This window comes from Streptomyces olivoverticillatus, from assembly GCF_014203555.1.
GTDB lineage: Bacteria > Actinomycetota > Actinomycetes > Streptomycetales > Streptomycetaceae > Streptomyces > Streptomyces olivoverticillatus.
Map to the genome: position 1 here is coordinate 436,264 of NZ_JACHJH010000003.1, position 24,154 is coordinate 460,417.

Consider the following 24,154-nt stretch of genomic DNA (forward strand, 5'->3'; position numbering starts at 1 on the left):
CGCCGCGACCCTGTCTCGACGTCTCGCGGCAGTCGCGAGACTCCACCGCCCCATCATCCGGCGTGGATTCGCGGACTGCGCCGAGTGCTCCGGCTGGGACGGGCACCGCTGCCGCGGACTCGTCACCCCCTGGCCCTGCCCCACCGCAGAGGCTGCGGGCCTAGACCGATCGCCACTCGCGGCCTAGCAGTCGCTCCGGGCCCGGATACGGACCCGCCCTGAACGCCAGCCCCAGCCCCGATTTCCGCGAAAGAGAACCGCAGCCCACCCCGGCTCGGCCGCCACAGGCCGGGCCCCACGGAAGGACATCACCGTGACCGACCCCACCGAACGGCAGCAAACTCACGACGACGAAGGGATCCGTGCCGCCTTCGCGCGGGCGGCACGGATGCCCGAGTTCTCCCCGGACATCCTGGAAGCCGCATCCCAGCGCATCTGGGACGCCACCAACTGGGACACCCTCCACACCGAACGACCGCCCGCCGCGCAGGAACCGGACGCCACCTGACCGCCACCGCCCGGTCGCCCCGGCAGCAGCACATCGCCGCTCCCCAGACCGCCGCCTGCCCGTGCGGCGGCGACTGACTCCAGGAGGCCGACGATGCCTGAGCCAGCCGACCCGATCACCGACCTCGCCCAGCTCGCCACCCACGGGAACAGCGGATGACCAGCTGATTCGCGTCCCGCTGACAGGCAACCCGCAGACGCATCCCAGTCGCGCGTGGAGGTGGGCGGGTCAGGCGCCGGGGTCGACCTTGGAGCTCTCCGATCAGCCGGAGGCGCCTCCTCCGGCGGTGCGCTTCTTGGGCTTGATGGATTTGACGGTGGGCTTTCGCTTCCGTGGCACGTCGTATTCGCGGGCAATGCCGCGGACGGTCTCGCCGGACCACGGCAGGTGGGTGGCGATGGCGTCGGCGGTGACGTCGTAGGTCTTGAGGTCTTGGGCAACTGCAGCCCGCAGCTTCTCGCGCGCTACGTCTGCTGCTTGCTGAGCCTTGGTGTAGGTGTCGAGAGCCTCTGCGAGCTGGGGGCTGGGGGCGTAGTCGGTCATGCGGACATGTTTACACAAGCTGCTTGGCCATGACTATGGGGCTATGGGCGCCGCCACCGTAGAGCACATCAAAGAATCTTGTCCAATCTATTTGGACTACTTGCTTGGCCAAGCGACTTGGATTAAGTTGGAATCGTCGCCAAGGGGGCCCGCATCGTAGGGGAGACAGGATGAACGACACCGATCACGATCAGCCTTACGACGCCGATCACATCGCCATCGTCGACATGGGTCACACCGTCTGGGCGCTGTACATCCCGGACCCGGAGCACGCCAAGGACCCGCAGCGCGTCGCGGACAACCTCCTCCGCCCCGAGTACCGGGACGTCGAGATGGTCGCCGGCATGCAACGCCACTTCAAGAAGGACGGCGCCTGGTTCTCCGGCTGGGTCATCGAGGCTCCGGACGGCAGCAACAGCGACGGCATCCCGAACAAGCGCCAGGCCATGAAGGTGCTCCGCGCCACGATCCGCGACCACTTCGCCCGCTGAACTGCTCCTGCGGCACCTCTGGGGGAACCATGCACCGCACGCTTGCCGTCATCCGCCGCACGATCCGCGCCGCGCTCCACACCGACCCCCCGCTCCGCTACCGGGTCCTGTCCGGCTCGGTTGCCGCAGATGTGGCGGCGGGTCGGCTGATCCAGTGCTCAACATTCCTCACCCGGCTCGGTCTCGACGAGCAGCAGGTGCGCTCGTACCGCTCCTGGTTCGGCCGCTACGCCGCGAAGGCGTGGCGCGCCACCAACGGCACCGAGCCGCAGCGGGTGTGGGCGCTCATAGACAGCCACTGGACGCATGTCGCTGTGTACCCGCCGACGTCGCCCGTGTTCGCCATAGCCATCGAGTCCTACAAGCGCATGGCCGCCCTCGGCCTTCGCTTCGAGCTCGCAGTCTGATTGGAGACCTAGTGCACACGGACATCGCGCGCGTGGTCAACGAGTGGAAGCCCACAACCATCACGATGGCGAACGGCTCCGAGCGGCTGATCACTCACCAGATCATTCGGCGCTTCGCCGAGAAGGTCGAGGTCTCGACTGATGGATGCTGGAGATGGACCGCCGGATTGGTCCCCACCGGGTACGGATCCTTCAAGGCCAAGGGCTTGGAGACCTATCGCGCCTATCGCGAACGCAAGAAGGCCAACCGCGATGCCTAGCGCCCCGGCCGACCCGGCCCTGTACGAGGCGCTGCGCACCTACAAGGCCACCCGCCATCTGCCCGCCGCCGACTTCGCGAGGTGCGCATAGACCAACCTCACTGCCACCCCGAAGCCCGGCCAGCCGACCGAGCGCCCCGCCCGCCGCTTCACGGCCACGGTCAACTGCCCCGACCCGCAGGAGTGCCGGCGGGCCGCCCGCGAGGACCGCAACTACTGGAACGGCCGGTACGACCACACCGATGACCTGGAAGGACTTCGATGAGCTCCACGAACACACCCAGGCGGCATGCCCGCGCTATGGACCTCCCGGGTTACTGCACGCCGCCTCGCGTCCGCGACATTGCCACCCACGCCGGCTCATGGGGGTGGACGGAATCCCATCACGTCGCTCAGGACGACGAGGGCAGGCTGTGGGCTGATGGCACAGCCCATCCCAAGGCCGCCCCATCCGCGCCCCGCAATCTGCAGCGCCTGCTCACGTGGTCGGAGCACGGGCTCGCCGTCTATGTGCCCAGGGACGGCTACCGGCTCCTGGAGCGAATCGACGGCCCCGTTGACGAGCGATGGGTGCCCATCGCCTCCGTCATGCCGGAGCTACCCGCCTACGCCCGCGACGAGTAGCCGGACGGCGTCGACACCGGCGACTGACCTGCAATCCCAGCCACCCTGAGGAGAACATCATGGCCGACCCGAACGTGACGCACCCCACCGTCCGTGACAACCTCCGCGCCTACGCCAACGCCGCCTACGACCTCAACAGCGACCTCCTCGACGAAATCCGGGAGCGCATCCCCGGCCTGGACACCATCGTCGTCGCCGTCGGCGGTGGCGGCCTCTTCGCCGGAATCGCGACCACAGCCCAGCACTACGGCATCCGCGTGATCGCCGTCGAGCCAGAAAACTGCCGAGCGCTGAACGCGGCCCTCGCAGCCGGACACACCATCGACGTCACCGTCGACTCCATCGCCGCCGACTCACTCGGCGCACGCCGCACTTCGGCCATGGCCCTCGCCGCAGCGCAACACCCCAGCGTCCAGTCCATCCTCGTACCCGACGCCGCCATCCTCCAGGCACGCCAAGCACTCTGGGACCACCGCCGCATCGCCGTCGAACACGCAGCAGCCACCGCCCTCGCCGCCCTCACCACCGGCACCTACACCCCGACAGCCAGCGAAACCATCGCCGTCGTACTCTGCGGCGCCAACACCAACCCCACCGACCTCGTTTAGGCACCAGCGCGACATGGCACCCACCCGACCGGGTGGGTGCCATGTCGCGTCTGCCAGCGCACGACCCACGCTGGCTGACACCACCCCGGCGATCCGTGACCGTCACTGAACCTTTCCCAGACCACAGGCCACACGCCAGCAGACGCTTACCGCAACGCCCAGATGGTGGATCTGAATGGCGAGACTGCACGCCAATTACTAACGTCGTTCCTATGTCTCGCATCACAGAAGTAGTGAAAAAGATCCTGGGGCTGGAAGTAGACTACCGAAACCTGGCACCACGCTGGTTTTCTGATGTAAAGCGAAGAGGTGCACACCGCTCGACTGCCAAAATCCCCGACGCAGTCAAAGAAAATATCGGCTTCTATTACTGCCGGATCGAGCTAAACAAATACGGATACTACGTTTCAGAGGTATTGGTTCTCGCAGTATCGGCAAGTATCCCAGTCGCCTCTGCAGCCGGGGCATCGTCCCTAGTATCAGGAACCCTCGGAGGGACGATCGTACTCCTCTCGGGCATCCGCCTCATCTTCCGCTGGCGTGAGAACTGGGTCCGCTCTGCCACCACATACGTGGCTATCGAGCGAGAACTCATGGAATGGCGATACAAGAGGCCGCCCTACGACGGCCTTGACGCCTCAGGCCAATTGGTCGACAGAGTCACGCAGTTGGTGCAGTTGGAAACATCAGCCTGGGCCACATCGCTACGCGCTGGTCTCCACGAAGAATCAAGTCACCCCGGCACCCCATAACTGCCATTGTCAAACCTCCCTACCCGCGCCCAGCGCCTCAAACCGGGAATTCGACGCCCGTGCGCCCCGCGCCCCCACCCGAGCCTCCCAGGCCCGGCACGTCGCCCCCGCAAACGCCGCCACAGCCGCCGGATCCGCCCCTCGCCACGACTCGAACCGCGACGCCCACTCGAGCGCCTCAGCCGGACCACACTCGTCCTCCATCAACCGCACCGCAGTGTTCGCGACATCCACCCACGCCGGACCCGCCGCCGGCATCGCCCAGTCGATCAGCCACGCCCGCCCGTCACCGATAAGCAGGTTGTGCGGATTCGTATCCGTGTGCAGCAACGCGTCACCCAGCAGCAGCTCCCGCTCCGTCGACGACACCGCACCACCCAGCTCACGGTCCACGTACTGCGGAAGCCCCACACCGCTCGGCGCCTTCAGCTTCTGAGCCTCCTCAAGGACCGCAGCCACCAGCGGCAGATCCGCCGAACCCGGTGACAGATCCGCATGCCGGCCATCCACCGCCTCGAAGCCCAGCAGTTCCCAGCCCCCCACCTCGACCTGCCACAGCAGCCGAGGGCTCACTGCCGTCACCACAGCGTTCACCGCTGCCTCCCACGCCTGCCCGGTCCGCCCCCAGACGTCATCGGCAGGCACCCCCTTCACAAACAGCCGGCCGTCCGCCGTCGACAACACCGCCGCAAACCGGCACGTGATCCCATGCGGCACATCCTCAACCACCCCCAGAGAACCCATCCGCGCCACCACAGCCGCCCGAACCTCCGCCGGCAACCCCACCCAACCAGTACGCACCACACAACCTCCCCAACAAAAATGGGGGCCACCAAAATGGCCCCCACCCTGCCGCCATCAGGCAGCAACGTACTGACAACTACGCCGTCGCACCGCACTTCCGGCAACGATCAGCCCCACTCCACTTCACCCACTCGTGATCACACTCATCAGCCACAGCAACACACCCCCTCCCAAATCCCCAGAATCGTCCCGACCCCTCACGAGCCAGGAAGCCTCATACGACGAAACTCAGCGGGATTCCAGCGGCCTTCGCGAGTTCCGCCGTCCGGCCACCACCGTCACGGGTGAACACCAAGCACACGTCCGCACCGGCAGCGACCATGCGCTCGAGCGCCCCATCCCGGAGGTGGATGTCCTGACTCACCTGGACGCCCTGGACACGCTTGCCACACACCCAGTAATGCGCCCACATCGCCGGACCCCGACCACCATGCACAACGACCATCTCCCGGCCAGGCGCCAGCCCAGCAAGGACGCGGTCGAGCTCCCCGTAGACCAGGTGCTGGTTCTCATACGAGGCCCGGCCAGCACTCCGCGACCACTCCTCAGAACCAGCCACAAGCACACGGAACGGGCTAAGCGAACTGACAGTTCCCATCTGAGCCTCCTCGCCGAAAGGACAACCAGGCGGCAGAACCGCCCAGCCACACGAACCACTACGCCCCAAACTCCACACGCGCCGCCACCAATCGCACCCGCTCCCGGTACGCGGCATCATCAAACGCCAGCCGACCGATACACAGCCGCGTGTGCCCGCAGTAGGGAGAATCGAGATCCATCAGGCGGTCAGGATCCACCCGCCACGCCGCACGCTCGAAAGTGAACGTTGACGGCGCCCGCGTAATCATCTGCGAACAGGACCGCGTCTCACCATGACGAGGGATTGCTACGCTGCCGCGGTGATCCTGCCGACCGCCCAAGACATCCGTGCACTGCACCAGAAATACGCACCCACGACCGAGGCGTTCGACCTCGTCTACACCCACTGCGAGATCGTCTGGAGCATCGCCGAACAACTCCTCACCAGCACCGACCACCAGCTCGACACCGACCTGGTACGCGCCGGCGCCCTCCTCCACGACATCGGCGTCTACCAGCTCTACGACCACACCGGCCAGCTCGACCACGGCAACTACATCCGCCACGGAGTGCTCGGCTACGACCTCCTCCGCCAGGAAGGCCTCCCGGAGCGCCTGTGCCGCTTCTGCTCCTGCCACACCGGAGTCGGCCTCACCAAACACGACATCCAGCAACAGAACCTGCCACTGCCCACAGCGGACTTCCTCGCCGAAACCAACGAGGAACGACTGGTCATGTACGCCGACAAGTTCCACAGCAAGACCACACCCCCGAAATTCCTGTCAGCCACGGCCTACTCCGCCTACGTCGCGAGATTCGGGCCAGACAAAGCCAGAGCTTTCCAAGCCTTGCGCGACGAATTCGGCGAACCTGAACTGACGCCCCTCAGCACCCGATACGGCCACACCCAGACCTGACGCCCAAGGGCTCAGCGCAAGCCAACCGTTATCGCACTGGCCACCGGGCGACCCTCATCAGGAACCCACACAAAACCACCAGCACCATCCTCCGGCCACCGCAGATAGTGCCGGTTCCCGTGACCGACGACACTGTCGCCCTCAGCTGCGACGAGCTTCGCTGTCTGCCCGCCATCAAGGAAACACCCCCACGCGAAACGGGAATGAGCCGCAATAGCCCGACGCGCCTCGCTGGCAGTGACCCCAGGGAACACCCGCGAGCCTGGCCGCCCATCGAACAAGCACAGGTGCATACGGCCCTCGACGTCCTGGAAGAGGGCAATGCGCGCCAGCCGCCGGTCCGCGAACGGAGGGACATCCCCCAGCGACGGATCCCGGTTGACCGGATGATTCCCGAAGTCCGCCAACCCCAGAGACGGCCCCACCGAGACCGCAGCATCCGGCAAGACATCCGCATCCAAGGGACCGGCGTTCAGAACCCGCACCACGCTCCTGCTGTCGCGCGGGACAAGGCCAGCAGGACAGCGAAGCACAAGGTCAGACGCGAAGATGTCCAGCCCACCCACCGCCGACCAGTCGGTCGACACGAACACGCCCCGCGTCGCCCGGCAGCCGATATCCACCCACCCGTCCCGCGGAGACATGGCCGGGGTCAGCCGTGAGCCCTCGTCGAGCACGCGCTCGCTACCGGTAACAGGGTGCTGCCGCCTCGAAATAGCCGCGTTCCCGTTCCCGTAGACGAAGCACTCGGCTGGGCGCCCAGTACGCGAACCAGCCCACGGCAACAGCACGCCGTTGAGCACCAGCCGCCCACGGGCTGGCACATACTCCATCGACAAGGCGCCCCCCTTGCAGAGAACCGCCTCACCATCGACCACGGGCAGGCTGACGAACCGGCCGGCCTCGATCACCAGATTCAGACTCGCATTCCGCGGGAAACCTGAAGCGCGATCCGCCAGGAAGAAAAACCCGGCATTCGAGGTAACAAGAGAACCTCGGTCACGAGCGAGAGCATGAATCGGCACCGGGCGAGGCAGCGCATGAAGACCCGCCGTAACACAGGACTCCCAACACACGTCATACACGTTGGAGAAAGCCCCACACCCGAGATCCAGGGAACCCACCCTGAGCTCAACTCCCGGACCCAGCCGCTGCATACGGCAACCAGCAGCCCGGTCAACCTCCACCGCCATAAACGAAGACGCCTCACCAAGCGTCGAAAACGCACGCATGACACCCCTCCCGAAAACGACCAAACACCCCTACCGGCAGAATGGGCGAACCCGTCGACCGGGCGGCGGTGACACCGCCCGGCCACACGGTCACGCGCCCTCGTACTCCGCTCGCGCCGCCACCAGCCGGGCCAGCACCCCGTCCAGCCGGTCACAGTGCGCCCGCACCTGCGCGATCACCGCACCCAGCTCCACCGGATCCAAGCACTCCATCACGTCATCCGGCGCCGGCTCCAGGACCACATGCGGCACCCTGAGACGAGCCTCCGACGAATACGGATCCACCTGGATGTGCGCCGCCAGAATCGGCATCGGAGCCGTCCCGTCACCCGCATCGAACACCGGCACCGTCGTCGACACCGGTTCGCCGAACTGGTGATACAGGTCCTCCAGGAACGCGCCGCGAGCATCCAGGGCGTGATCGCGGGTACAGCCCGACGGACACGATTCCGTGAACACGCCGCCCGTGATCAAAGGGACCGTGAACGAGCCACGGACCGGGACCGGGGCCGACTCGGCGGGACACTGCGGCGGAACCGTGGCCGGAGACACAGGCGACGAGGCCGCGGGCGGCTGGGGCGTGATCGTGGCCGCACTCACAGACACCGGAGCAGGGCAGGGCGGTACATTGGACACGGTGAATCCCCTTTGACGAGACGGAATCACTACTGATCAGCGGGCTGGACCCCGCTGGTTACTGCGGCCGGGCGGCTCCTACACCGCCCGGCCGTACTCGTGTGCCGGGGTGACCTGAGGCCCTCCCTCAGCACCCTCTAACAAGCGCCAACGCAACGGCTAGACCCAGGGTTTTCGAGTTGAACTGTAAAATCCGAGCGAGCCCCGATTCGAGCCGCTCAACCACCTTCCCCTGAGCGTGACCGCGACGGCTAGGGGGTTGGACTTGCGTCTCAGGAAAAGCCAAGTGCAGAGGCCACGGAAATGCGACCGGAGCCGATCCCTCCACAGGCACCTCCGCCCCGAGTGACGACCGTCGGTTCCTGCGGCCGGGCAGATCATGACAGCCCGGCCGTTCTGCTGGAGTCAGGTGTGGCCTGCGAGTGGCCGGAACGTCTCCCGGTGGATGGCTGCCATGATCCGCTGCCCCTGTCTTGGGGTATGCGCGACGTTGCATGTCGGCGACTCGGCTTTGATCGCGGCCTTCTCAGCCGCCTCAGCTTCTTGGCGGGTCGGATACCAAGCCAGCTCGTAGGTGGCTACACGCGGCCACCATGAGTGCTGCTCGGCATGGATTCCCCACCTCGCCATCGGGTTGCGACTCATGCCGATGTACAAGACCTGACCGGTTGAGTCGAACAGGCGGTAGACGGCAGACTCGCTGGCCTTCTTGTCGCCCACTGGAGGGTGAGGGACCTGCCCGCGGTTTCCTGGGGCGCCTGCATGTGGGCTAACCGGCGCCTTGGGCCCAAGCTTGCTGCGCGGTGGCTGATCGTTGACATCGTAGAGGCGGCGGAGCGCGGTGCGATCGGTTCCATCAGGAGTGCTCATCAGTTCCCTTCATCCACAGTTGGGACTCTTGGGCCAGCGCATCCGTGATGCCTCGGATTCCAGCCGGGTGGCGCCGGCCACCCGGCCGTTGATCCTCAGCTAGGGACGCTCTTCACGCGGCCATGCAGCTGTCGCATCTCTCTCAACGGTGTAGGAGACAGCGAATTGCTCGGCAGCCATGCGTGTCTCGTTCACCTCGGCGATCACCTCCTCGTTGCCACGACGGACGCGCGACTCCCGAGTTACAACGAGCACCGGGACGGTTGGCGGGATGCCGAGACGGTTCTGTTCCTCACCATCCGGGAGTCGCGAAGAAATCGTCTCCCTCCACTCGATGGGACCCGCGAAGTGTTCCTCGATCCGGTCGTAGATGCCTCCAGGGCCGGCCTTCTCGGCACCGAGTGCAGGGATCTCTGCAACGAGGCTCAAGGCGATGTAGCTGGTGGCGATCTGTAGAGGGCGCTGGGATCCTTCTGGGCCCATCGCCCGGTCGCGGACAAGAGTGTTCTCGTCGTGCGGCACGCCGAGCAGGTCGGCGATGTGTCGCGGCGGTACGGCAAGGCCACGTGTCGGGGCGCCGATGGCTCGCCATTCCTTCGCGCCCTGGTCGAAGAAGTAACCGATTTCGTCGCGGTAGGCATGACGGTCGCGGACTACGGTCCGGATGTTTGGCCGATGGCGCACCGTCGCACCGACTCGGTGCTGGATCGTGAGGTACCCCTCTGTCTCCAGCAGTCGAAGGGCCTTGAGGGCTGTCTCCTGCGACTTCACCCCGTGGGCCTTGGCCAGTTCCTTGGCAGACGGCAGCGTAGCGCCGGGCGAGTATTCGCCCCGCTCGATCGCATCGCGCACTGTTGCCGCGATGCGCTCGTAGGCCGCCTGCACAGGGGTCTCCTCTCGGTCCGGGTTCACCTTTCGCTCCTAACCATAGTGCAGAACCCCTGCCATAGGGTAGGGTTCTCGCTGTAACGACAAAGCGGCCCCGGTCGTAATGGCGCGGCTACGCCTGACCGGGGCCGGATCTACCCGAACCCCAATCCTGGAGGGCAGATCTGTGTCCCAGCGTAGTACCTCTGCCGTAGGGCAGCCCAGCTTCCTTCGCCCCGCCGTTTCGACCTCGCGTTCCGATGAGGTTCTCCGTCGCACGATCGCAGCGCCTGCGCTCCGCCTGTCTCCGCTTCCGTCGGAGCCGGCTGCTCGTCGTCGTGTGATCGTGTCGCGGGGGTGGTGATGGTGGTGTTCTTGCCGAGGCCGCGTGTGGCTGCGGCGGAGCAGCGGCGTGCTGATGCGTTGTTGGCTCGTATTGCGGTGATTGCTGAGGAGCCGGGTCATCCGAATCGGCCGTCGTTGCCGGTGTTCCAGGTGGCGGCGCGGGATGCGCTGGCGAATGCGGCCCGGTTCGCGGTTCAGCCGCCGGTCCGGGGGTGGGTGTGATGGCCCCGTTGAAGCGCCTGTTGGCGGTGGTGGAGGGCTGGTCGAGGACGACGTCGGTGCCGGGGTCTGCGGTGGTGGCTCGTCTGGAGATTGTGACGGAGTCGGGTGCGGCCGTGTTCGTAAAGCTGTCGCGGGCGCAGGTTGAGCGTCTGGGTCACATGTTCGCTCTGGATGACTCGGTCCAGGCCGCTCACAACGCTTCGGTGAATGGCGGCGGTCATGCCAACGACTGAGCCTGAGCCGCAGCACGGTCGTGCCGAGTCCCGTACCGATGTGCTGGAGCCGTTGCCGCAGCGGCTTCCCGGCGGCTCCCTGTAGCCGCACCTGCTCTGTTCCATCCCGGCACGACCACCTGGAAGGACACCGCTGTGAACAAGAAGCTTGCTGCCGCCATCGAGCGTGACAACCGGCGTGAGGACGCCGGAATGCATGCCGATGATCGCAGCACCTGTTGGACACACCAGTCCTGGGCCGAGGACTGCGAGGACAGGCACGTGCGCCCGACCGCCGGGAGCCTGCTCGCCGAGGCCCGGGAGATCGACCGCATCCGCAACCGCTAACCCGAAGGAGTCCGACATGCCCACAACGCCCCGCCTCGTCACCGTCGACCGGGTCATTGCGAATCACGGTCAGACCGTCGCCAACATCACCCAGCAGACGGTCGCCACCGACCTCCCCGACTTCATCGAGCAGGTACAGCGAGCCGCCAGCATCCTCGGCCTCGGCCTGTCCAGCCACTTCCAGGACGATGCCGACTCCCTTAGCTCTGCCGCCACCTACCTGGCCGACGCCCTCGGCCTGGCCGACAGCGATCCCGAGCGGGCCGTCCTCCTGAGCTGGGCCAACCAACACCTCGATGATCTCGACGAGTCCGACTTCCTCTGACCTGGAAGGACACCGCTATGCCTGAACCCGTTGCACAGCAGCCGCAGGGGACGCATTTCTTCCTCATCACGCTGGATGTTCCGGGCCGTATGCAGTTCACCAGCCACGGCACGTACAACCCGCCCGAGGGAGTGACTCGGCAGGACGCGTATCTGGCGATCCGGCAGCACGTCGTCGAGAGCCGTCCCGAGTTCCAGCAGGCGAACGTGGCGTTCTTCGCCTTCGACCGTAACGAGGTCTGACCGCATTCCCTCCTCCTGCTCTTCCTCTGCTCCACTCACACGATTCGGAGTACGACCATGCCTGAGAACACCACTGTCCGTTCATTTCCGACGCCGTTGGAGGAGATGCGGCGCCGAGCCCAGATCATCGACGCCCGGAACGCACTGTGGCCGTCGGAAGCGGAAGTCGTCGACGCGGAGGCCGCCGTGCGGGCCGAGCTGATCGCCAGCTTCCTCGCCGCGTCGGCTGCTTTCGATCAGGTCGCGGTCGACGGGGCGCTGGCCGAGGCTCGCACCTACGACCTGGCGAATCCCGACGCGCAACCGGTCCTCGACGAGCTGATCGCGATCCACGAGCACTCCGCCGAGGCGGCGTGATGTCGCGGGACTACGTGGGTCGCTCCCGCCGGGGATTCCCGCTGTCGTCTGGTCTGCGGCCGGGTGGCCGGTACGGGTGGGCCTGTGGGTGCGGTGCCAACGGCGAGGACTACGCCGACGGGCAGGACGCGGCACTCGCCGCCCGGTCGCACGCGATGCGCTGCGGCCATCCGGACCGCCGCATCTGCCACTGAACTGCCCGTTCACTGTGCTCCGCGTGCCGGAAGGGCGTGGGGTGCGGTGGCCGGACAGCCCGGCCGGATTGGGGTGCAGATGTTCACCGGTAGTGCGGATGAGCTGCGTCGTCGGGAGCAGGAGGCGCGTGTCCTAGCGGACGAGATCGCGAAGGCGCTGAATGCCCTTGAGGAGTACGGCTGCGTCGCTGTCGGCAGCGGGGAGGTTGTGTTCTCCGGCGGGTCTATCCGGCCGCGTGGTGGCCGCTGGTCGGTCTGCTGACCTGTTGCCCGACCCGCCGGTCTCGTACCGGCGGTGAGGAGAGCCGTCAGAGCTCTGATCAATTCTCTTGGGTGCCGCGTCCTTGGCACCTCCATGCCTGAAGGAGGCTGGAATGTCCCAGTCTGAAGAGGTGGTCGCGTGACCACCACAGATCCTCGCACCGCATGTGTTCTCACCGAGGAAGTGCTCCGGGAGATGGCGGGTGTTCAGGAGCAGATCCGTAACGCGAATTTCCTGGGCGCCACGATTCTCGGCGCTTCGATCACCGGTGCCGGTATCGCTGTTCCGCTGCTGGTGGACCGCGCGCATTCGACGCTGCTCCACCAGCCCGTCGTCGTGGTGGTGCCTGCGGTGGCGGGGGTGGTGGCGATCGTGGCCGCCCTGTGGCAGCTGCTGAACGTGGTGCTGCCCCGCCTCGATGGGTTCGCGACCCGGGCGAACTTCCTGCACTACGCCACCACCGCCCCGGACCGGATCCCGGCGCTGATCGCTGCGGGCGACCCGGCTGCTGAGACTCGGGTGCTGTCCCGCATCGCGACGGACAAGTACCGGGCCCTCGGCCGGGCCGGCCGTCTCCTCAAGACGGCGATCGTCCTCCTCAACACGGCCGCCGTCCTCGCACTCTCACTCTGACTCCGGAAAGGAACGGCCATGCGTCTTGTCGGTCTCCTCGCCCCGATCGTCGTGTTCTGCCTGCTCATCGCCGGGCTGATCACCGGCCACATCCACTAGCCGTCGCAACGTAGGAGTCCTCATGTCCCAGCCCGCCGTTTGGGCCGAAAGGCCTGCCGCCTGGCCGAAGGGCGTCATCGCCCGGTACCTGACCCGCGCCGGCGAAGCACTCCGCGACCCCTCGATCACCGTCGATGTGGTCGGCGGAGGTGAGTATCACGAGAACAACATCTACCGCTGCCGTGCGTGCGGTTCGAAGAGCCTGAATTCTGGGACCAATCTGATCTACGCCGAGGAACAGGCGCACGCGCACGCCGAGAAGTGCCGGGCCGTTCCCCGCCCTGAAGGGGTGTGACGGCCGTGGTCTACGTGCTGTCGCTGCTCGCTCTCGCCGGACTCATCGTGTTCACCCTCTACGCCCTCTTTGCCCGCACCCACTGACTCGTCTGTTCGGAGAGGAACCGTGAACCAGCCCGTGCCCCTGCCGGAGCCCCGTCCGATCGAGTGGCCGCCGCCGTCCGCTGCCGTGGTGGTGCAGCGCGCCCGCACCGCTGCCGACGACATCCTCGCCGCGGCGGAAGCCGAGGCCGCCAAGCTCCGCACCGAGTCCGCTGCCCTGCGGGTCGAGGTTGAGGCGGCCGCGAACGAGGCCGAACGCCGCAAGCAGCAGGCCATCGACGAGCGCGGCCGGGTCACGGCACTCCTCGACGAGGAGGTCGAGGCCGGCCGCCGGTCGGTACGGCTCAGCCAGGAGCGGGCCGCCCAGCTCACCGAAGAGGCCGATGCCCTGCTGGCCCGCGCCCGCGGCGAGGCCGACGAGCTGCTCGCCGCAGCCCGGGAGAACGCGCAGGCACTTGAAGCCGAGAAGACCAGGGTCGCCGCGGAACGCAAGGAGGTGCAGGAGTCGGCGGCCGGGATCACCGCCGACGCGGTCGCCCGGGGGCGGGCCGAAGCCGAGCAGTACCTGGCCGCCGCCCGGAAAGAGGCAGCCGGCATCGTGAGCCAGGCAGAAGGAACGGCTCAGAGCCTGGCCTGCGCGGCGCAGGCCGAGGCCAAGGTCGCCACCGAGGAAGTACGGCGAGCGCGCGAAAAGCTCAGCGAGCAGGATGCGACAAAAGCGCGGCGCGACAAGCAGATCGACGAATGGTCGCCGCGTGTTGCCCTGAGCGCCGTCGTCGGTCTGACAGCGTCCGGCGAGTTCCAGCTCGCGCAGCTTGCCGGATGGCCTCCAGTGATCGCGTGGCTGCTGCCGCTCGGCATCGATGTGTACGTCGTCCAGGCGCTCCGGCGGCACCGTGATGTGAGCGCCGCCCTGATCCTCATGGTCGCCGCGAACGCCATCTACCACCTCGCCGCGGCCGGTCTGTTCGGAGTCCGAGGCGGGCGCCCGGAGTGGTGGCTCCTCGTCGGCGTCGCGGCCATCGCACCGTTCGTGATGTGGCGGCTCCACAAGATCGTCCGGCCCCGCCGCGAACGCCGCCGTAAGACCGACCATGCCGTGGTCTCACATGGGACTGCGGAAGCACTGAGCGTGAAGCGGGTTGAGACCAAACGGGTTGAGACCGGTATGGAGGTCTCAACCGCTCCCGCTCTGGAGCCTGGTGAGACCAGCAATGAGACCTCCGGTGAGACCACGAACCGGCGCCGTGAGACCGCTCGCCGTGAGACCAAAAAGAAGGTGCAGCGGCGGCGTGAGACCAAGCCCCGTGAGACCCGCTCGAAGAAGGTCTCACCCATCGGCGACATCGACTCCGAGATCTCGCAACTGGTCGCTCTCATGCAGGAGCGAGGCGGCACGCTGACGGTCTCACTGGACGACGCGATCGAGACCACGGGCCGATCCAAGGCCACTGCCGCCCGTCGGCTTGAGACCGCCCGAAATCGGTACCGCGAGACCCAGACCGCTTAAAGAAGCCGGAGCCATCCATGAACGAGACCCTGTGCCAAGCGTTGCATGACGACGGCCCGTGCGCACGGAACGCGACGCTGCTGACGCCCGTGCGCCTCTGCGACGAACACAAGCTGACGGTCGCTGCTGCGGTGGTGCAGGAAGCCTTGGCGGCAGCTCTTCGGGACACGCTGATCTCTGGGCGAGCGCTTGAGCCCAGGGCAGCGCTCATGCTGGCCGAGGCCCAGGCAGCTCCGATGCCGACGGTGGATCCGCACTCGGTGCTGGTGTACTTCCTGGCGAACGGCGGCCGGGTGAAGATCGGGTTCACCAAATCGATCTTCAGTCGCGTTCGATCGCTGTCTCTCCGCGACGATGCCGTCCTGCTGCTCCTGAACGGCGGCGCCGAACTGGAACGGGCCCTGCACGCAAAGTTCGCTGAGCACCGCGTCGCCGACAGCGAGTGGTTTGAACTTGCACCAGATGTCGTGCACTTCGTTGCGAGCAAGCGGCCAAAGCATTGCACCGGCATCGGGGCCAGGCCGACCAGGACCAAGACTGAACGAAAGACCCCGCGTCAGGCGAAGCAGGCCGTGCTTCTACGCCGCCGTGAGCGTGTCCGCCGCCTGTACGACGAGCTTGGCAAGCGTCCTGAATGGACCGACATCCGGGACGCGCTCGTCGCCGACAAGCTCGCCCCCAAGGACATCTCGCGGTCGTCGTGCCAGCGCGTCCGCGACGCCATCGAAGCCGACGAACCGGCGCTCGCCGCGCTCGGCCAGCCCAACGTCCGCGCCATCACCGGAAGCTGAACCGTCCGCGCGGAGATCCTCGATCGCACTGAACTGCCCACCCTCGACTGACACCAGGAGAACGCCATGGCAACACCGGCTAGTGCACCCGGAGGCAACACCTTCGAGGAGCGGCGGCAGCAGCGTGCCGCGACCGTGAACAAGACGAAGACGAAGAACGGCGGGGGGTTCTCGCCGACGCTGAACATCAGCATGCAGAAAGGCGGCGGGGGCACCGCCGGGCAGTCCACCGTGGGCGCCAGCGCGAAGGGCGGGGTGCCGGGTTCGGACTTCATGTCGAACGAGGACATCCGCGCGTTCTGCGAGCACCTGCGTAAGGAGGCGCGTAACCGTGCCACCGAGCGGGCCATGGACGCCGATCATCTTGAGGCCATCCTGCGCACGATCCCGGACCTGAGCGGCAGTCTGGGCGGTGCGCGGGCCCGTGCCCGGCGTGTCACCCGGTGGCTGAAGAAGGTCGCGGCGGCGGAGAAGGCGATCCAGAAGTACTCCGCCAGCATCTACGCCACGTTTGAGCGCGAGTTCGAGTCGGAACTCCGAAAGATCGGGAAGGCGCGTCCGCAGCAGCGCTCCGCCCGCAATTTCGGTTGGCGCTGACACCAGCCGTGACCTGCACTGACACCGCCTGACACCTGTACTGACACCAGGAGTGACACCGTGGCTGACAGCCTCAAGGCCGACCTTCGGAAGGCCGCCAAGCACCCCCGCAGCCGGCCGTGGATGGTTGTCGCCGCCGAGCTGCCCGCCACCGTCGCCACCCACGCTCTGTGGGGCGATTCCCCGGTCGCCGCGGTCGGACTGACCGTGGCGGCCGGGGTCCTCACCGCAGCCACCTGGTGGGCCGGCGAAGGAACCAAGGCCGCGCGCCGGATCCACGCCACCATCTCCACCGCCGCAGGGACGACGTACCTGCTCCTGGGGACGGTCACGGACCCCCTCGACCCGGGCCTGCTGTCCGCCCTGGTCATCGGCGGCTCGGTGGCCGCGGGCGGCTGGAACATCCGCCAGGCCCTGCGCATCAACCCGGAGGCGGCCAGGGACGGGCAGCAAGGCGCCGTCGAGACCGGTGTCCTGGTCAAGGCCCTGGGGAACGCCAAGGCAGCGCTGCGCGGGGCCCCGAAGGTCGAGCCGAACAAGGTCACCGCCCCGTACCAGCTCGCACCCGGTGAGATCACCAATGCCGAGGTCGGGCGCCGCATCGACTCGATCGCTTCTGAACTGGGCGTTTCCCCCAACGCGATCCGTATCCAGGCCGATCCCGAGAATGCCGCCCAGGGCCAGATCATCCTCGTGCCGAAAGACGTTCTCACCGATGGCACCGCGTGGCCCGGCCCGTCCCATTTCGGCGGTTCCATCACCGACGAGGTCGTCATCGGCCTGTACGAGGACGGCGAGCTGGAGCGGTTCTGGTTCCCTTACGACGACCAGACCAAGCGCAACGGCACACACTTCCTGGGCGCGGGCATGAACGGCTCCGGCAAGTCCGAGGGCTTCAAGCTCGCGGTCATTGAGGCTCTGACCAGGTGCGATGCCATCGTGTGGGGGGTCGATCCGTCCAAGGGGCGGCAGACGTTCGGCCCGATGCTGCCGTTCATGGACTGGGTCGAGCTGACCGAGGCCGGCGGCAACGGCATGATCGACGCGTTGTCGCAGGTCATCACCGCCCGTGCAGACGCCCTCGGGGTCGCGGGCTTCAAGAACTGGACTCCCGGCGCCTTTGACCAGCTCGGCATTCCGTACATGATCGTGTGGATCGAGGAGGCCGCGAAGTTCTTCCGCAACGGCACCGAGATGGAGGGCCTGGTGATGGAGGCACGCTCCGCCGGGATCTCCGTCATCATCAGTCTCCAGCGCCCGTCGTCCACCTCAATGCCCACTGACGTGCGGGAACAGCTCGGCGGGGTGCTCTGCTTCGGCGTCAAGGGGGCCACCACCGCCGACATGGCCCTGCCCGACGATGTCCGCGACGCCGGCGCCCGCCCCGAAGCGTGGGAGAACCGCAAGCCGGGCTACAACTACCTCGTCGCCCCCGGCGTCGACGAGGAGCGCTACCCGATGAAGGCCCGCACCTTCATCCCCCCGACCGACGAAGAGATCACCGCCGTCCTGTCCATCGCTCCCAAGACCGACGCTGGAGCCGTCACTATCAACGCCGCCGGGGAGGCTTACGCCAACCGCCCCTTCTTCACCGTCGACGACGTCCTGACCAGCAACGGCACCAGCCCCGGCACCCAGCCCAAGGAGTCCATCGTCATGACCAAGGAAGACACCGAAGCCGCCGAACGGGCCCTCCTGGAGCAGCAGGTCGACCGCGAGATCAACGCAGCAGTCGGCACGGACCCGGACGACGACGGGCCAGTGCCCGACGTCGATGCCGACCAGGAGCTCCCGCCCGTCGAGGCCGGCCAGGTCTGGGCGTTCGCACAGGCGCCCGCGCCGGTGTCGGCGGAGAGGGCGCCCGAGGAGGCGTGGGCGGAGCTGGTGGCCATGCTCGCCGAGTACCGCGGGGAGGACCGTGAGACGGTCGGCCCGAAGGACTTCGCCCCCTATGGGAAGGGGTCCCGGATCGGCCGTTCGCGGGCCTGGGTCTCGGAGAAGCTCGGTGACCTCGCCGACGAGGGCATCCACCTCCAGGAGACCGGGCAGCCCGGCGTCTACAAGCTCCTCTACCCGGAGCTGACACCCCTCTGACCTGCACTGACACCAAAATCGTGCAGAGCTGACACCCCTGACATGTCAGAAGGGGTGTCAGCCCCGGCCGAGAGGCCCTTTTTCTTAGGTCACTGCGCGTGCGCGCGCGAGCTGACACCTCTTCTGACACCGTGCTGACTGTCAATGGAGACAAACCGCCATGAAACAGAAGGAAGACGGCACCCGGGCGCGGGTCTTCGCAGCCGCCCTCCGGAACTGGGCGACCATCGACGCCGACCCCGCACCCACCGCCGTCCGCCTGGACATACGCCAGCCCCCCGACTGGGCATACGCCGCCACCATCAACATCACCGCCCGCCAGCACCAGCGCGTCCTGGCCTTCCTCCACGACGACGTCGCCGAGAACAAACCCGGCCACTCCACCCCCGAATGCGCCGCCACCGTCATCAACGCCCTCCTCACCGAACACCGCATCGCCGGACGCTCCCACATCACCGCCGCGGACCTCGTCAACGCCGCACCCCGCATCGGCCGCTCCCGCACCTGGATCGCCGCCCACATCACCGAACTGATCGACACCGGCCGGCTCGGGGAAACCCGCCGGCCCGGACGCTTCCGTCTCTGACCGCCCAGCCCGCCTGAAAGGATTCCCACCGCCGTGAACTCCCTGCCTGAGCCGCTGCCCGGCTGGCCGACCAGTGTCGACTACCAGCAGGCCGCCCATCCCGCGGTCAGGCGGCAACTCGCCCCTTACCAGCCCGCACCGCTGCCCATACCCATGGAGGACCGGCGGGTCGTCGGCTACACCCAACACGGCGGGCTGATGATTCCCGTGTTCGAAGCCCACGCCGAGCCCGTCGTGTACCAGCCCCGTGACCTCACCCCGCGCTCGGTGATCGACCCGATCGCACAACGCCTCGTCGGGGCCGGGGCGTGTGCGGCAGGGGCCGGGTGGGGCTTGTCGGAGGTCATCAACGCGGCCGCGGCCGGCGGGCTAGGGCTCGGGGTTCTTGTCCTGCTGTTGCTCGCGGCACAGTTCCGCGGCGGCACGACGGTCACGCACAACGTCACCAAGAACATCACCAACCACACCAGCTGGTGGGGCAAGTCGCACATGAACCAATGATCAACCGCTGTGTCCGGACCTTGCCCGCGCCGGATGCTCATTCGCTGGCCGCGCAAAGATCCCGGACTGAGGGTCTGGGACGCTCTGACTGATCGACCGGCCGCTCAGGCCGACGCCCTACTTGCTGATTCGGAGTTTGGTGAGTGCGGTGGTCCAGTCGGTGACGATGGCCTGCTGGGCGTCGGCGAGCCGGGTTTTGCCGGAGCAGACCGCAGTGTGGAGCTTGGTCTCGACTGTGTCCTTGGGGTTGTTGGGGCCGCCGCCGGGCTTGTGGCCGGGGGATGGGGGCTCGACCCAGAGGTTGCGGGGGTTGTTGGGGTCGCCGCCGAGTTCGAGGCTGACGAGGTGGTCGTACTCGGCGTCATGCAACGAGCCGGTGTAGCCGTAGGACTTGGCGTTGGCTGTCTTCTCCGGGCCCGTGATCGAGACCGGCGGGCGGATGCCCTTGGTGTAGCCGGACGGGTTGCAGATGGTGTTCTTCAGCGTGGCCTGGGTGACCTTCGGATTCAGCGCTCCCGGCGTGCACTTGAGATCCTCGAGCGGTTCCTTGCTCGCCGTGTACCGGAAGTGACACGTCCCGGCGGGGGGCTGCTTCTGGACCGTGTATTTGGACTGTGGCCCGGGTCCGGTCGGGATGGAGCTGCTGGCCGCGGACTCGGCATGCAGGTCCGCCGCGGCGGCGGTGTTGTGGCTCTTGCTGTCGCTCGACGAGGAACTGGAGCAGCCGGCCAGCGACAGGACCAGCAGCACGGCAGCAGCAGAGGCGGCTTGGGTACGGCGGATGTTCATGGGACCCCCGTGGTGATGTGACAACGGCGCTGCGAAGCTACTCCTCCATTGCGCTGCCGGTACGGCGGGGGCCAGGTGTTATGCCAGTGCTTGGTGGGCACTTGGTTCGGCCTTGGTGCCCGGGGCCCTGAATAGGCGCGGTGGTCGCGGCGACGTCACCTGACCTCGGCGCGCGTCCCGATGGTTCCCTGTCGTGTCGGTGCACACTGTGGGTAGCGCTATGCCCTACGGTCCCACTGCCGCCGAGGAGCCCATCGTGCACAACCCCACCACCGACGACTCCGGGTATGCGTGGCCGACTTGTTCGGCCTGCGGGCGCGAACTCTGGCACACCGAACTCGGCAGACAGGCCTGTCGGCCGTGCGAGAGCCGGACGGCCACCCGCCTCGCTGAGCTCCCCGCATTGTTCGCTCAGCTGAACACCACAGCATCCTTGATGCGGGGGGCCCGGCGGCCCGGCGCCGCGACTTCCGGATCTCGTGTTCCTCCGATCCCGCCCCGCCTCGAGGTGCTTTCCCTCGTCGCGGCCGGCGGGGTCGCGACCCGGCTCCGGGACATCGAGGACGCCTGGCGAGCCGAGCTCCAGTGGGCTATCGCACCCTGGCGCGGAAGCCCGACGGAGGCGGTACCCGGCCACGTGGCATTCCTGCTCAACAACCTGCCCTGGGCTGCCGACGGCTACGAGTCCGTCGACCAGGACGTCGAGGACATCCGCCGCCTCCACGCCGAATGCACCGCCGCCCTGCCCGGCGACCGGAAACCCGGGCACGTCCACGTCGGGCTCTGCCCAGCCGTCCTTGACGACCGGCCGTGCTGTGCTCAGCTCACGGCGTCCGCGGCCAGCCACCGCATCCGCTGCGGCAGCTGCGGCACCGAATGGGTCGGCATGGATGCCTGGCGCGGTCTGCGACGAGCACAGGAGGGCACCGCCTCCCCGGTCAGGTCTACTGCTGCCATCGGCTAGGCCGAACACGCCGAGCAGTACTAGGAATTCAGACTGTTGGCCAGGATGCAGTCGATCCGTGTCATCTCGCGCCGAGTCGCGTGGAGGACTCCGTCGTCAAGGCCGTGCTGGCGGAGCCAGTCATTCACCTCGCTCCAGAGCCAGGCATGCGCCCGGCCCACGGTGCCTTCCGGCCGGGGAAAGGGCTCTTTGTCGGCGAGGCGTGAGCCAGTTGCCCACTGATGAACGTTCTGACGTGAGCGGTCTGTTCGCTCGGCGATCTCCTGCACTCCGACCAGATCGCGGTCCAGTCGCAGCAGTCGCAGGCCGGGAACCAGGTCGCGAGCGATGCAGGCCACGGAGAGCGCGGCTTCGACAGCGTTGTCCCCATGGGAAGAGATACCGAGGAGGCTTTGACCGCCGGCCCGGGAGAGGATGGCATCCAGCTCATCTGGAAGGCGGTCGACTGCTGTGTCGTCGACAGTCGCTCCGTCCACGACGAACGTGAACTCATACTCCATATGAATCCTCTGTGTTGGCGGTCGGAGTGCCCTGATCTGTCAGTATCCGTCAACGAGCTGAGGAGGTTGTCAAGTCGTCAACTGAAATGTAATCTATCGATTTGATGCTGGAACACGCATCGCAAGAGCACTCCTTGGCCTCCACCGTGACAGTACCGGTGGAGGCTTTTGCGTACCCGGGGAGGTCGCATGGTCGCCCACCCCAACCCTGACGGCTTCGATGTCTACGCCGCTCAGATTGAGCGGCAGGACCAGCTCGGCGACATCTGGGAAGCCGCGCGGGCAGCCGGAGTGAAACCCGGCACGATCCGGGTCTGGGTCACCCGCAAGAAGATCGAACCCATACTGCGCGGCGAAGCAGGCGACCAGTTCCACCTGCCCACCGTGATCGAAGCCAGCAAATCCCCCGCAGGCAGGCCAAAGAAAACCGCCGCCTGATCTCCTCGCGGGCTGGTCGAGCACCATGGCGGCAGCTCCCGCCCGCGAGGATCAATGCCTGCCAGTGGGGGCAGGCCGGGACACACGCCTCGATGACCCCCGTCGGCGCGCATCCCACGGTCCGCCCGGTCGCGGTAATGCGGCCGGGCGGACCACCCAAAGGACCAGAAGGCAGGAGACGACGTGCCTGCCGGTGACTCTGATCGACCCACTGCCCTCAAGATTCCCTGCCCGTGGTCAGGCGACGAGAAGGATCCAGTACCCCGCACATACGGAACCTGGCTCTGGCTGTACGAGACGACCCGGAAGCTGCGCCATCTCCTCGGCCTCCATGACTGGCACCTCGTCCCCGCCTACGGGCCCGGCGGCAGGCGCTGCACCTGGTGCGGGACCACAGGCGCTCTTTGACTATCTAGTCCCGGACGCGAGGTGATTCATGCGCCGCCTCGCCACCATTACTCTGGCTGTCGTCGCTCTGCTGGCCGCCGGCATCATCCCGGCACGGGCAGCGGCGCCGAGCTGGCGCCTGAGGTTCTCCGACGACTTCAACACCCCGGTCGCCCGCGGGGCCTTCTCGGACTGCGACCATGCCGTGGACACCCCGCAGGCGTACTGCGGCGGCCTGTCGGGGAGGATGCGCGCGAACTGGTGGGCGTACCCCGCGGGCTGGCCCGACACGGCCACCCAGCGCGATTACCCGGTCGGCGGCTACTACGACCCGGTGACCACCCTGTCGGTATCCGGCGGACAGCTCCACATCCGCATGTGGCGCGGTCCATCGGGCTCCGTGCACAGTGCCACGGTGGTGCCCAAGAAGCTGATGGGGCAGAGGTACGGGCGGTACGAGGAACGCTGGCGCGTCTCGAAGGCCGCCGTGGGGTACAAGTCCGCGCACCTGCTGTGGCCCGTGGACGACGACGGGTGCAGCGAGGTCGACTTTCCCGAGCTGGAATGGACCGGCACCGTCGCCGTGTTCGCCCATCCCTCCACGTGTGGGCAACAGGTGGCCATCGACACCGGGGCCCGGTGGACGTCCTGGCACACCTCCATCGTCGAATGGCGGCCAGGAGACCTGCGCTTCTACCTCGACGGACGGCTCGTCGCCCACACCGCCCGGGGCGTACCAGACGTGCCGATGAACTGGGACATCCAGAACGAATCAGCGCTCAACGGCGACTCCGCCGCCCGCAATTCGTGGGCACAGATGGATATCGACTACGCCCGCGGATGGACTTGGAGCTGAACGCGATGGAGGCATCGGCTATGGCCGTCCCAGCACCTGAGCAGATCTCCTTGGTATCCGCCGGCCTGGTGTGCGGCTTGTGCGGTGTGCGGGCTGTGGTGCACTGGCAACGTCGCCTGACCAGCGCCGAGTTCGCCGCGCATCTCGCCCTTGAAGAGCAACGCCGCGATGAACGTCTCCGCCTCGCTGACCCGGAGCAGCCAGTCCCCGGCTTCGGCCCGCTGCCGCGGACGGCGGAGTGCACCACCCCGGTGTACGCGTGCGCCGTGCACGCCATTGGCCTCGACGCCGCAGCCCTTATCCACCAGAGCACCTGTACCGCACCGAATCCTGTACACCTGCCGGGCTGCGACTGTACCCCTGAACCGGCACCACCCGTCGATCCCGAATCCACCAGGGTGGTACTGCCCGATCACTGGACGGGAGGTTCCTGATGGTGGCCTCGAAAGCTCAGCAGGCAGCGAC

General features: G+C 67.1%; 33 protein-coding genes. 24 read left to right on the plus strand and 9 right to left on the minus strand.

Translation table 11 applies throughout. The features are described from left to right. The first annotated feature begins 313 nt into the window (after positions 1-313). Positions 314-508 (plus strand): hypothetical protein, encoded by a 195-nt coding sequence (locus FHS39_RS12560; protein WP_184349351.1) that lies wholly within the window; start codon positions 314-316, stop codon positions 506-508. A gap of 261 nt (positions 509-769) precedes the next feature. Here FHS39_RS12560 and FHS39_RS12565 read toward each other — a convergent pair whose 3' ends face one another. After that, a complete protein-coding gene (locus FHS39_RS12565) occupies positions 770-1,051 on the minus strand; it encodes a hypothetical protein (protein ID WP_184349352.1) in 282 nt (93 codons plus the stop codon). A gap of 170 nt (positions 1,052-1,221) precedes the next feature. Between FHS39_RS12565 and FHS39_RS12570 the strand changes: the two genes are divergently transcribed. From FHS39_RS12570 to FHS39_RS12590, 5 genes are all read left to right on the plus strand, one after another. Next, positions 1,222-1,542, plus strand: coding sequence for a hypothetical protein (locus FHS39_RS12570; protein WP_184349353.1), 321 nt, complete (start codon positions 1,222-1,224; stop codon positions 1,540-1,542). Between the two features lie 29 nt (positions 1,543-1,571). Then, the gene (locus tag FHS39_RS12575) at positions 1,572-1,949 is read left to right on the plus strand and encodes a hypothetical protein (RefSeq protein ID WP_184349354.1); all 378 of its coding nucleotides are present in this window, start codon (positions 1,572-1,574) and stop codon (positions 1,947-1,949) included. Between the two features lie 11 nt (positions 1,950-1,960). Then, positions 1,961-2,209 carry a hypothetical protein gene (locus FHS39_RS12580; RefSeq protein WP_184349355.1) on the plus strand — a complete coding sequence of 83 codons (249 nt, stop codon included), beginning with the start codon at positions 1,961-1,963 and terminating at the stop codon, positions 2,207-2,209. Positions 2,210-2,892: 683 nt separating this feature from the next. Further along, positions 2,893-3,441, plus strand: coding sequence for a pyridoxal-phosphate dependent enzyme (locus FHS39_RS12585; RefSeq protein ID WP_281396812.1), 549 nt, complete (start codon positions 2,893-2,895; stop codon positions 3,439-3,441). A gap of 212 nt (positions 3,442-3,653) precedes the next feature. After that, positions 3,654-4,193, plus strand: coding sequence for a DUF4231 domain-containing protein (locus tag FHS39_RS12590; protein ID WP_184349358.1), 540 nt, complete (start codon positions 3,654-3,656; stop codon positions 4,191-4,193). A gap of 9 nt (positions 4,194-4,202) precedes the next feature. On the opposite strand, the gene FHS39_RS12595 is transcribed toward FHS39_RS12590, so the two are convergent. After that, positions 4,203-4,937 (minus strand): phosphotransferase, encoded by a 735-nt coding sequence (locus FHS39_RS12595; protein ID WP_184349359.1) that lies wholly within the window; start codon positions 4,935-4,937, stop codon positions 4,203-4,205. Positions 4,938-5,211: 274 nt separating this feature from the next. Further along, on the minus strand, positions 5,212-5,595 hold the full coding sequence (locus FHS39_RS12600; RefSeq protein WP_184349361.1) for a hypothetical protein: 384 nt from the start codon (positions 5,593-5,595) through the stop codon (positions 5,212-5,214). A 301-nt stretch (positions 5,596-5,896) separates the two neighbouring features. Here FHS39_RS12600 and FHS39_RS12605 point away from each other — a divergent pair, with 301 nt between their 5' ends. Continuing rightward, on the plus strand, positions 5,897-6,493 hold the full coding sequence (locus FHS39_RS12605) for an HD domain-containing protein (RefSeq protein ID WP_343069540.1): 597 nt from the start codon (positions 5,897-5,899) through the stop codon (positions 6,491-6,493). An 11-nt stretch (positions 6,494-6,504) separates the two neighbouring features. Here the strand turns inward: FHS39_RS12605 and FHS39_RS12610 are convergent, their stop codons facing one another. The 4 genes from FHS39_RS12610 to FHS39_RS25710 form a co-directional block, all read right to left on the minus strand. Continuing rightward, positions 6,505-7,404, minus strand: a complete 900-nt coding sequence (locus FHS39_RS12610) for a hypothetical protein (RefSeq protein WP_184349364.1) — start codon at positions 7,402-7,404, stop codon at positions 6,505-6,507. A gap of 411 nt (positions 7,405-7,815) precedes the next feature. After that, positions 7,816-8,391: a DUF6907 domain-containing protein gene (locus FHS39_RS26055; protein ID WP_425507772.1), complete on the minus strand. Its 576-nt coding sequence runs from the start codon at positions 8,389-8,391 to the stop codon at positions 7,816-7,818. 375 nt (positions 8,392-8,766) lie between these two features. Continuing rightward, the gene (locus FHS39_RS25705; RefSeq protein WP_184349367.1) at positions 8,767-9,081 is read right to left on the minus strand and encodes a GIY-YIG nuclease family protein; all 315 of its coding nucleotides are present in this window, start codon (positions 9,079-9,081) and stop codon (positions 8,767-8,769) included. A gap of 249 nt (positions 9,082-9,330) precedes the next feature. Then, positions 9,331-10,116 (minus strand): GntR family transcriptional regulator, encoded by a 786-nt coding sequence (locus FHS39_RS25710; RefSeq protein ID WP_184349369.1) that lies wholly within the window; start codon positions 10,114-10,116, stop codon positions 9,331-9,333. A 557-nt stretch (positions 10,117-10,673) separates the two neighbouring features. Between FHS39_RS25710 and FHS39_RS12630 the strand changes: the two genes are divergently transcribed. From FHS39_RS12630 to FHS39_RS12690, 13 genes are all read left to right on the plus strand, one after another. Then, positions 10,674-10,898, plus strand: a complete 225-nt coding sequence (locus tag FHS39_RS12630; RefSeq protein ID WP_184349371.1) for a hypothetical protein — start codon at positions 10,674-10,676, stop codon at positions 10,896-10,898. 135 nt (positions 10,899-11,033) lie between these two features. Next, complete coding sequence (locus tag FHS39_RS12635; RefSeq protein ID WP_184349372.1) at positions 11,034-11,225, plus strand: hypothetical protein; 192 nt, start codon at positions 11,034-11,036, stop codon at positions 11,223-11,225. A 16-nt stretch (positions 11,226-11,241) separates the two neighbouring features. After that, positions 11,242-11,550 (plus strand): hypothetical protein, encoded by a 309-nt coding sequence (locus FHS39_RS12640; protein WP_184349386.1) that lies wholly within the window; start codon positions 11,242-11,244, stop codon positions 11,548-11,550. 17 nt (positions 11,551-11,567) lie between these two features. Continuing rightward, positions 11,568-11,792, plus strand: a complete 225-nt coding sequence (locus FHS39_RS12645) for a hypothetical protein (RefSeq protein WP_184349387.1) — start codon at positions 11,568-11,570, stop codon at positions 11,790-11,792. A gap of 57 nt (positions 11,793-11,849) precedes the next feature. Then, positions 11,850-12,149 carry a hypothetical protein gene (locus FHS39_RS12650; RefSeq protein WP_184349389.1) on the plus strand — a complete coding sequence of 100 codons (300 nt, stop codon included), beginning with the start codon at positions 11,850-11,852 and terminating at the stop codon, positions 12,147-12,149. Between the two features lie 594 nt (positions 12,150-12,743). Further along, positions 12,744-13,238 (plus strand): Pycsar system effector family protein, encoded by a 495-nt coding sequence (locus FHS39_RS12655; protein ID WP_184349390.1) that lies wholly within the window; start codon positions 12,744-12,746, stop codon positions 13,236-13,238. Positions 13,239-13,359: 121 nt separating this feature from the next. Further along, complete coding sequence (locus tag FHS39_RS12660; protein WP_184349393.1) at positions 13,360-13,632, plus strand: hypothetical protein; 273 nt, start codon at positions 13,360-13,362, stop codon at positions 13,630-13,632. Between the two features lie 174 nt (positions 13,633-13,806). Next, complete coding sequence (locus tag FHS39_RS12665; RefSeq protein WP_184349395.1) at positions 13,807-15,186, plus strand: coiled-coil domain-containing protein; 1,380 nt, start codon at positions 13,807-13,809, stop codon at positions 15,184-15,186. A 17-nt stretch (positions 15,187-15,203) separates the two neighbouring features. After that, a complete protein-coding gene (locus tag FHS39_RS12670) occupies positions 15,204-15,977 on the plus strand; it encodes a GIY-YIG nuclease family protein (protein WP_184349396.1) in 774 nt (257 codons plus the stop codon). A 66-nt stretch (positions 15,978-16,043) separates the two neighbouring features. Continuing rightward, the gene (gene traA / locus FHS39_RS12675) at positions 16,044-16,574 is read left to right on the plus strand and encodes a plasmid transfer protein TraA (protein WP_281396816.1); all 531 of its coding nucleotides are present in this window, start codon (positions 16,044-16,046) and stop codon (positions 16,572-16,574) included. A 60-nt stretch (positions 16,575-16,634) separates the two neighbouring features. Beyond that, positions 16,635-18,668 (plus strand): plasmid transfer protein TraB, encoded by a 2,034-nt coding sequence (gene traB, locus FHS39_RS12680; protein WP_184349400.1) that lies wholly within the window; start codon positions 16,635-16,637, stop codon positions 18,666-18,668. Positions 18,669-18,828: 160 nt separating this feature from the next. After that, positions 18,829-19,254: a hypothetical protein gene (locus tag FHS39_RS12685; RefSeq protein WP_184349401.1), complete on the plus strand. Its 426-nt coding sequence runs from the start codon at positions 18,829-18,831 to the stop codon at positions 19,252-19,254. Between the two features lie 33 nt (positions 19,255-19,287). After that, complete coding sequence (locus FHS39_RS12690; RefSeq protein ID WP_184349403.1) at positions 19,288-19,755, plus strand: hypothetical protein; 468 nt, start codon at positions 19,288-19,290, stop codon at positions 19,753-19,755. A 117-nt stretch (positions 19,756-19,872) separates the two neighbouring features. Here the strand turns inward: FHS39_RS12690 and FHS39_RS12695 are convergent, their stop codons facing one another. Continuing rightward, positions 19,873-20,544 (minus strand): hypothetical protein, encoded by a 672-nt coding sequence (locus FHS39_RS12695; RefSeq protein WP_184349405.1) that lies wholly within the window; start codon positions 20,542-20,544, stop codon positions 19,873-19,875. A 637-nt stretch (positions 20,545-21,181) separates the two neighbouring features. Between FHS39_RS12695 and FHS39_RS12700 the strand changes: the two genes are divergently transcribed. Continuing rightward, positions 21,182-21,508 carry a hypothetical protein gene (locus tag FHS39_RS12700; protein WP_184349407.1) on the plus strand — a complete coding sequence of 109 codons (327 nt, stop codon included), beginning with the start codon at positions 21,182-21,184 and terminating at the stop codon, positions 21,506-21,508. 20 nt (positions 21,509-21,528) lie between these two features. Here FHS39_RS12700 and FHS39_RS12705 read toward each other — a convergent pair whose 3' ends face one another. Continuing rightward, positions 21,529-22,008, minus strand: a complete 480-nt coding sequence (locus tag FHS39_RS12705; protein ID WP_184349408.1) for a helix-turn-helix transcriptional regulator — start codon at positions 22,006-22,008, stop codon at positions 21,529-21,531. Positions 22,009-22,197: 189 nt separating this feature from the next. On the opposite strand from FHS39_RS12705, the gene FHS39_RS12710 reads away from it, so the two are divergent. The 3 genes from FHS39_RS12710 (at position 22,198) to FHS39_RS12720 (ending at position 24,123) form a co-directional block, all read left to right on the plus strand. Beyond that, positions 22,198-22,446 (plus strand): MerR family transcriptional regulator, encoded by a 249-nt coding sequence (locus tag FHS39_RS12710; RefSeq protein ID WP_184349410.1) that lies wholly within the window; start codon positions 22,198-22,200, stop codon positions 22,444-22,446. A gap of 436 nt (positions 22,447-22,882) precedes the next feature. Continuing rightward, entirely contained in the window at positions 22,883-23,689 is an 807-nt protein-coding gene (locus FHS39_RS12715; protein ID WP_184349412.1) for a glycoside hydrolase family 16 protein, read from the plus strand. Continuing rightward, positions 23,680-24,123: a hypothetical protein gene (locus FHS39_RS12720; protein ID WP_184349413.1), complete on the plus strand. Its 444-nt coding sequence runs from the start codon at positions 23,680-23,682 to the stop codon at positions 24,121-24,123. The genes FHS39_RS12715 and FHS39_RS12720 overlap by 10 nt, the downstream gene beginning before the upstream one ends. The last annotated feature ends 31 nt before the right edge of the window (positions 24,124-24,154 follow it).

What these genes read in the sequence shown, in the direction of transcription:
- FHS39_RS12565 (WP_184349352.1), bottom strand. Translation starts at nt 1,051, where the DNA reads ATGACCGACTACGCCCCCAGCCCCCAGCTCGCAGAGGCTCTCGACACC.
- FHS39_RS12570 (WP_184349353.1), top strand. Translation starts at nt 1,222, where the DNA reads ATGAACGACACCGATCACGATCAGCCTTACGACGCCGATCACATCGCC.
- FHS39_RS12575 (WP_184349354.1), top strand. Translation starts at nt 1,572, where the DNA reads ATGCACCGCACGCTTGCCGTCATCCGCCGCACGATCCGCGCCGCGCTC.
- FHS39_RS12585 (WP_281396812.1), top strand. Translation starts at nt 2,893, where the DNA reads ATGGCCGACCCGAACGTGACGCACCCCACCGTCCGTGACAACCTCCGC.
- FHS39_RS12590 (WP_184349358.1), top strand. Translation starts at nt 3,654, where the DNA reads ATGTCTCGCATCACAGAAGTAGTGAAAAAGATCCTGGGGCTGGAAGTA.
- FHS39_RS12595 (WP_184349359.1), bottom strand. Translation starts at nt 4,937, where the DNA reads ATGGGTTCTCTGGGGGTGGTTGAGGATGTGCCGCATGGGATCACGTGC.
- FHS39_RS12600 (WP_184349361.1), bottom strand. Translation starts at nt 5,595, where the DNA reads ATGGGAACTGTCAGTTCGCTTAGCCCGTTCCGTGTGCTTGTGGCTGGT.
- FHS39_RS12640 (WP_184349386.1), top strand. Translation starts at nt 11,242, where the DNA reads ATGCCCACAACGCCCCGCCTCGTCACCGTCGACCGGGTCATTGCGAAT.
- FHS39_RS12645 (WP_184349387.1), top strand. Translation starts at nt 11,568, where the DNA reads ATGCCTGAACCCGTTGCACAGCAGCCGCAGGGGACGCATTTCTTCCTC.
- FHS39_RS12650 (WP_184349389.1), top strand. Translation starts at nt 11,850, where the DNA reads ATGCCTGAGAACACCACTGTCCGTTCATTTCCGACGCCGTTGGAGGAG.
- FHS39_RS12660 (WP_184349393.1), top strand. Translation starts at nt 13,360, where the DNA reads ATGTCCCAGCCCGCCGTTTGGGCCGAAAGGCCTGCCGCCTGGCCGAAG.
- FHS39_RS12670 (WP_184349396.1), top strand. Translation starts at nt 15,204, where the DNA reads ATGAACGAGACCCTGTGCCAAGCGTTGCATGACGACGGCCCGTGCGCA.
- traA (WP_281396816.1), top strand. Translation starts at nt 16,044, where the DNA reads ATGGCAACACCGGCTAGTGCACCCGGAGGCAACACCTTCGAGGAGCGG.
- FHS39_RS12685 (WP_184349401.1), top strand. Translation starts at nt 18,829, where the DNA reads ATGAAACAGAAGGAAGACGGCACCCGGGCGCGGGTCTTCGCAGCCGCC.
- FHS39_RS12695 (WP_184349405.1), bottom strand. Translation starts at nt 20,544, where the DNA reads ATGAACATCCGCCGTACCCAAGCCGCCTCTGCTGCTGCCGTGCTGCTG.
- FHS39_RS12705 (WP_184349408.1), bottom strand. Translation starts at nt 22,008, where the DNA reads ATGGAGTATGAGTTCACGTTCGTCGTGGACGGAGCGACTGTCGACGAC.
- FHS39_RS12710 (WP_184349410.1), top strand. Translation starts at nt 22,198, where the DNA reads ATGGTCGCCCACCCCAACCCTGACGGCTTCGATGTCTACGCCGCTCAG.
- FHS39_RS12715 (WP_184349412.1), top strand. Translation starts at nt 22,883, where the DNA reads ATGCGCCGCCTCGCCACCATTACTCTGGCTGTCGTCGCTCTGCTGGCC.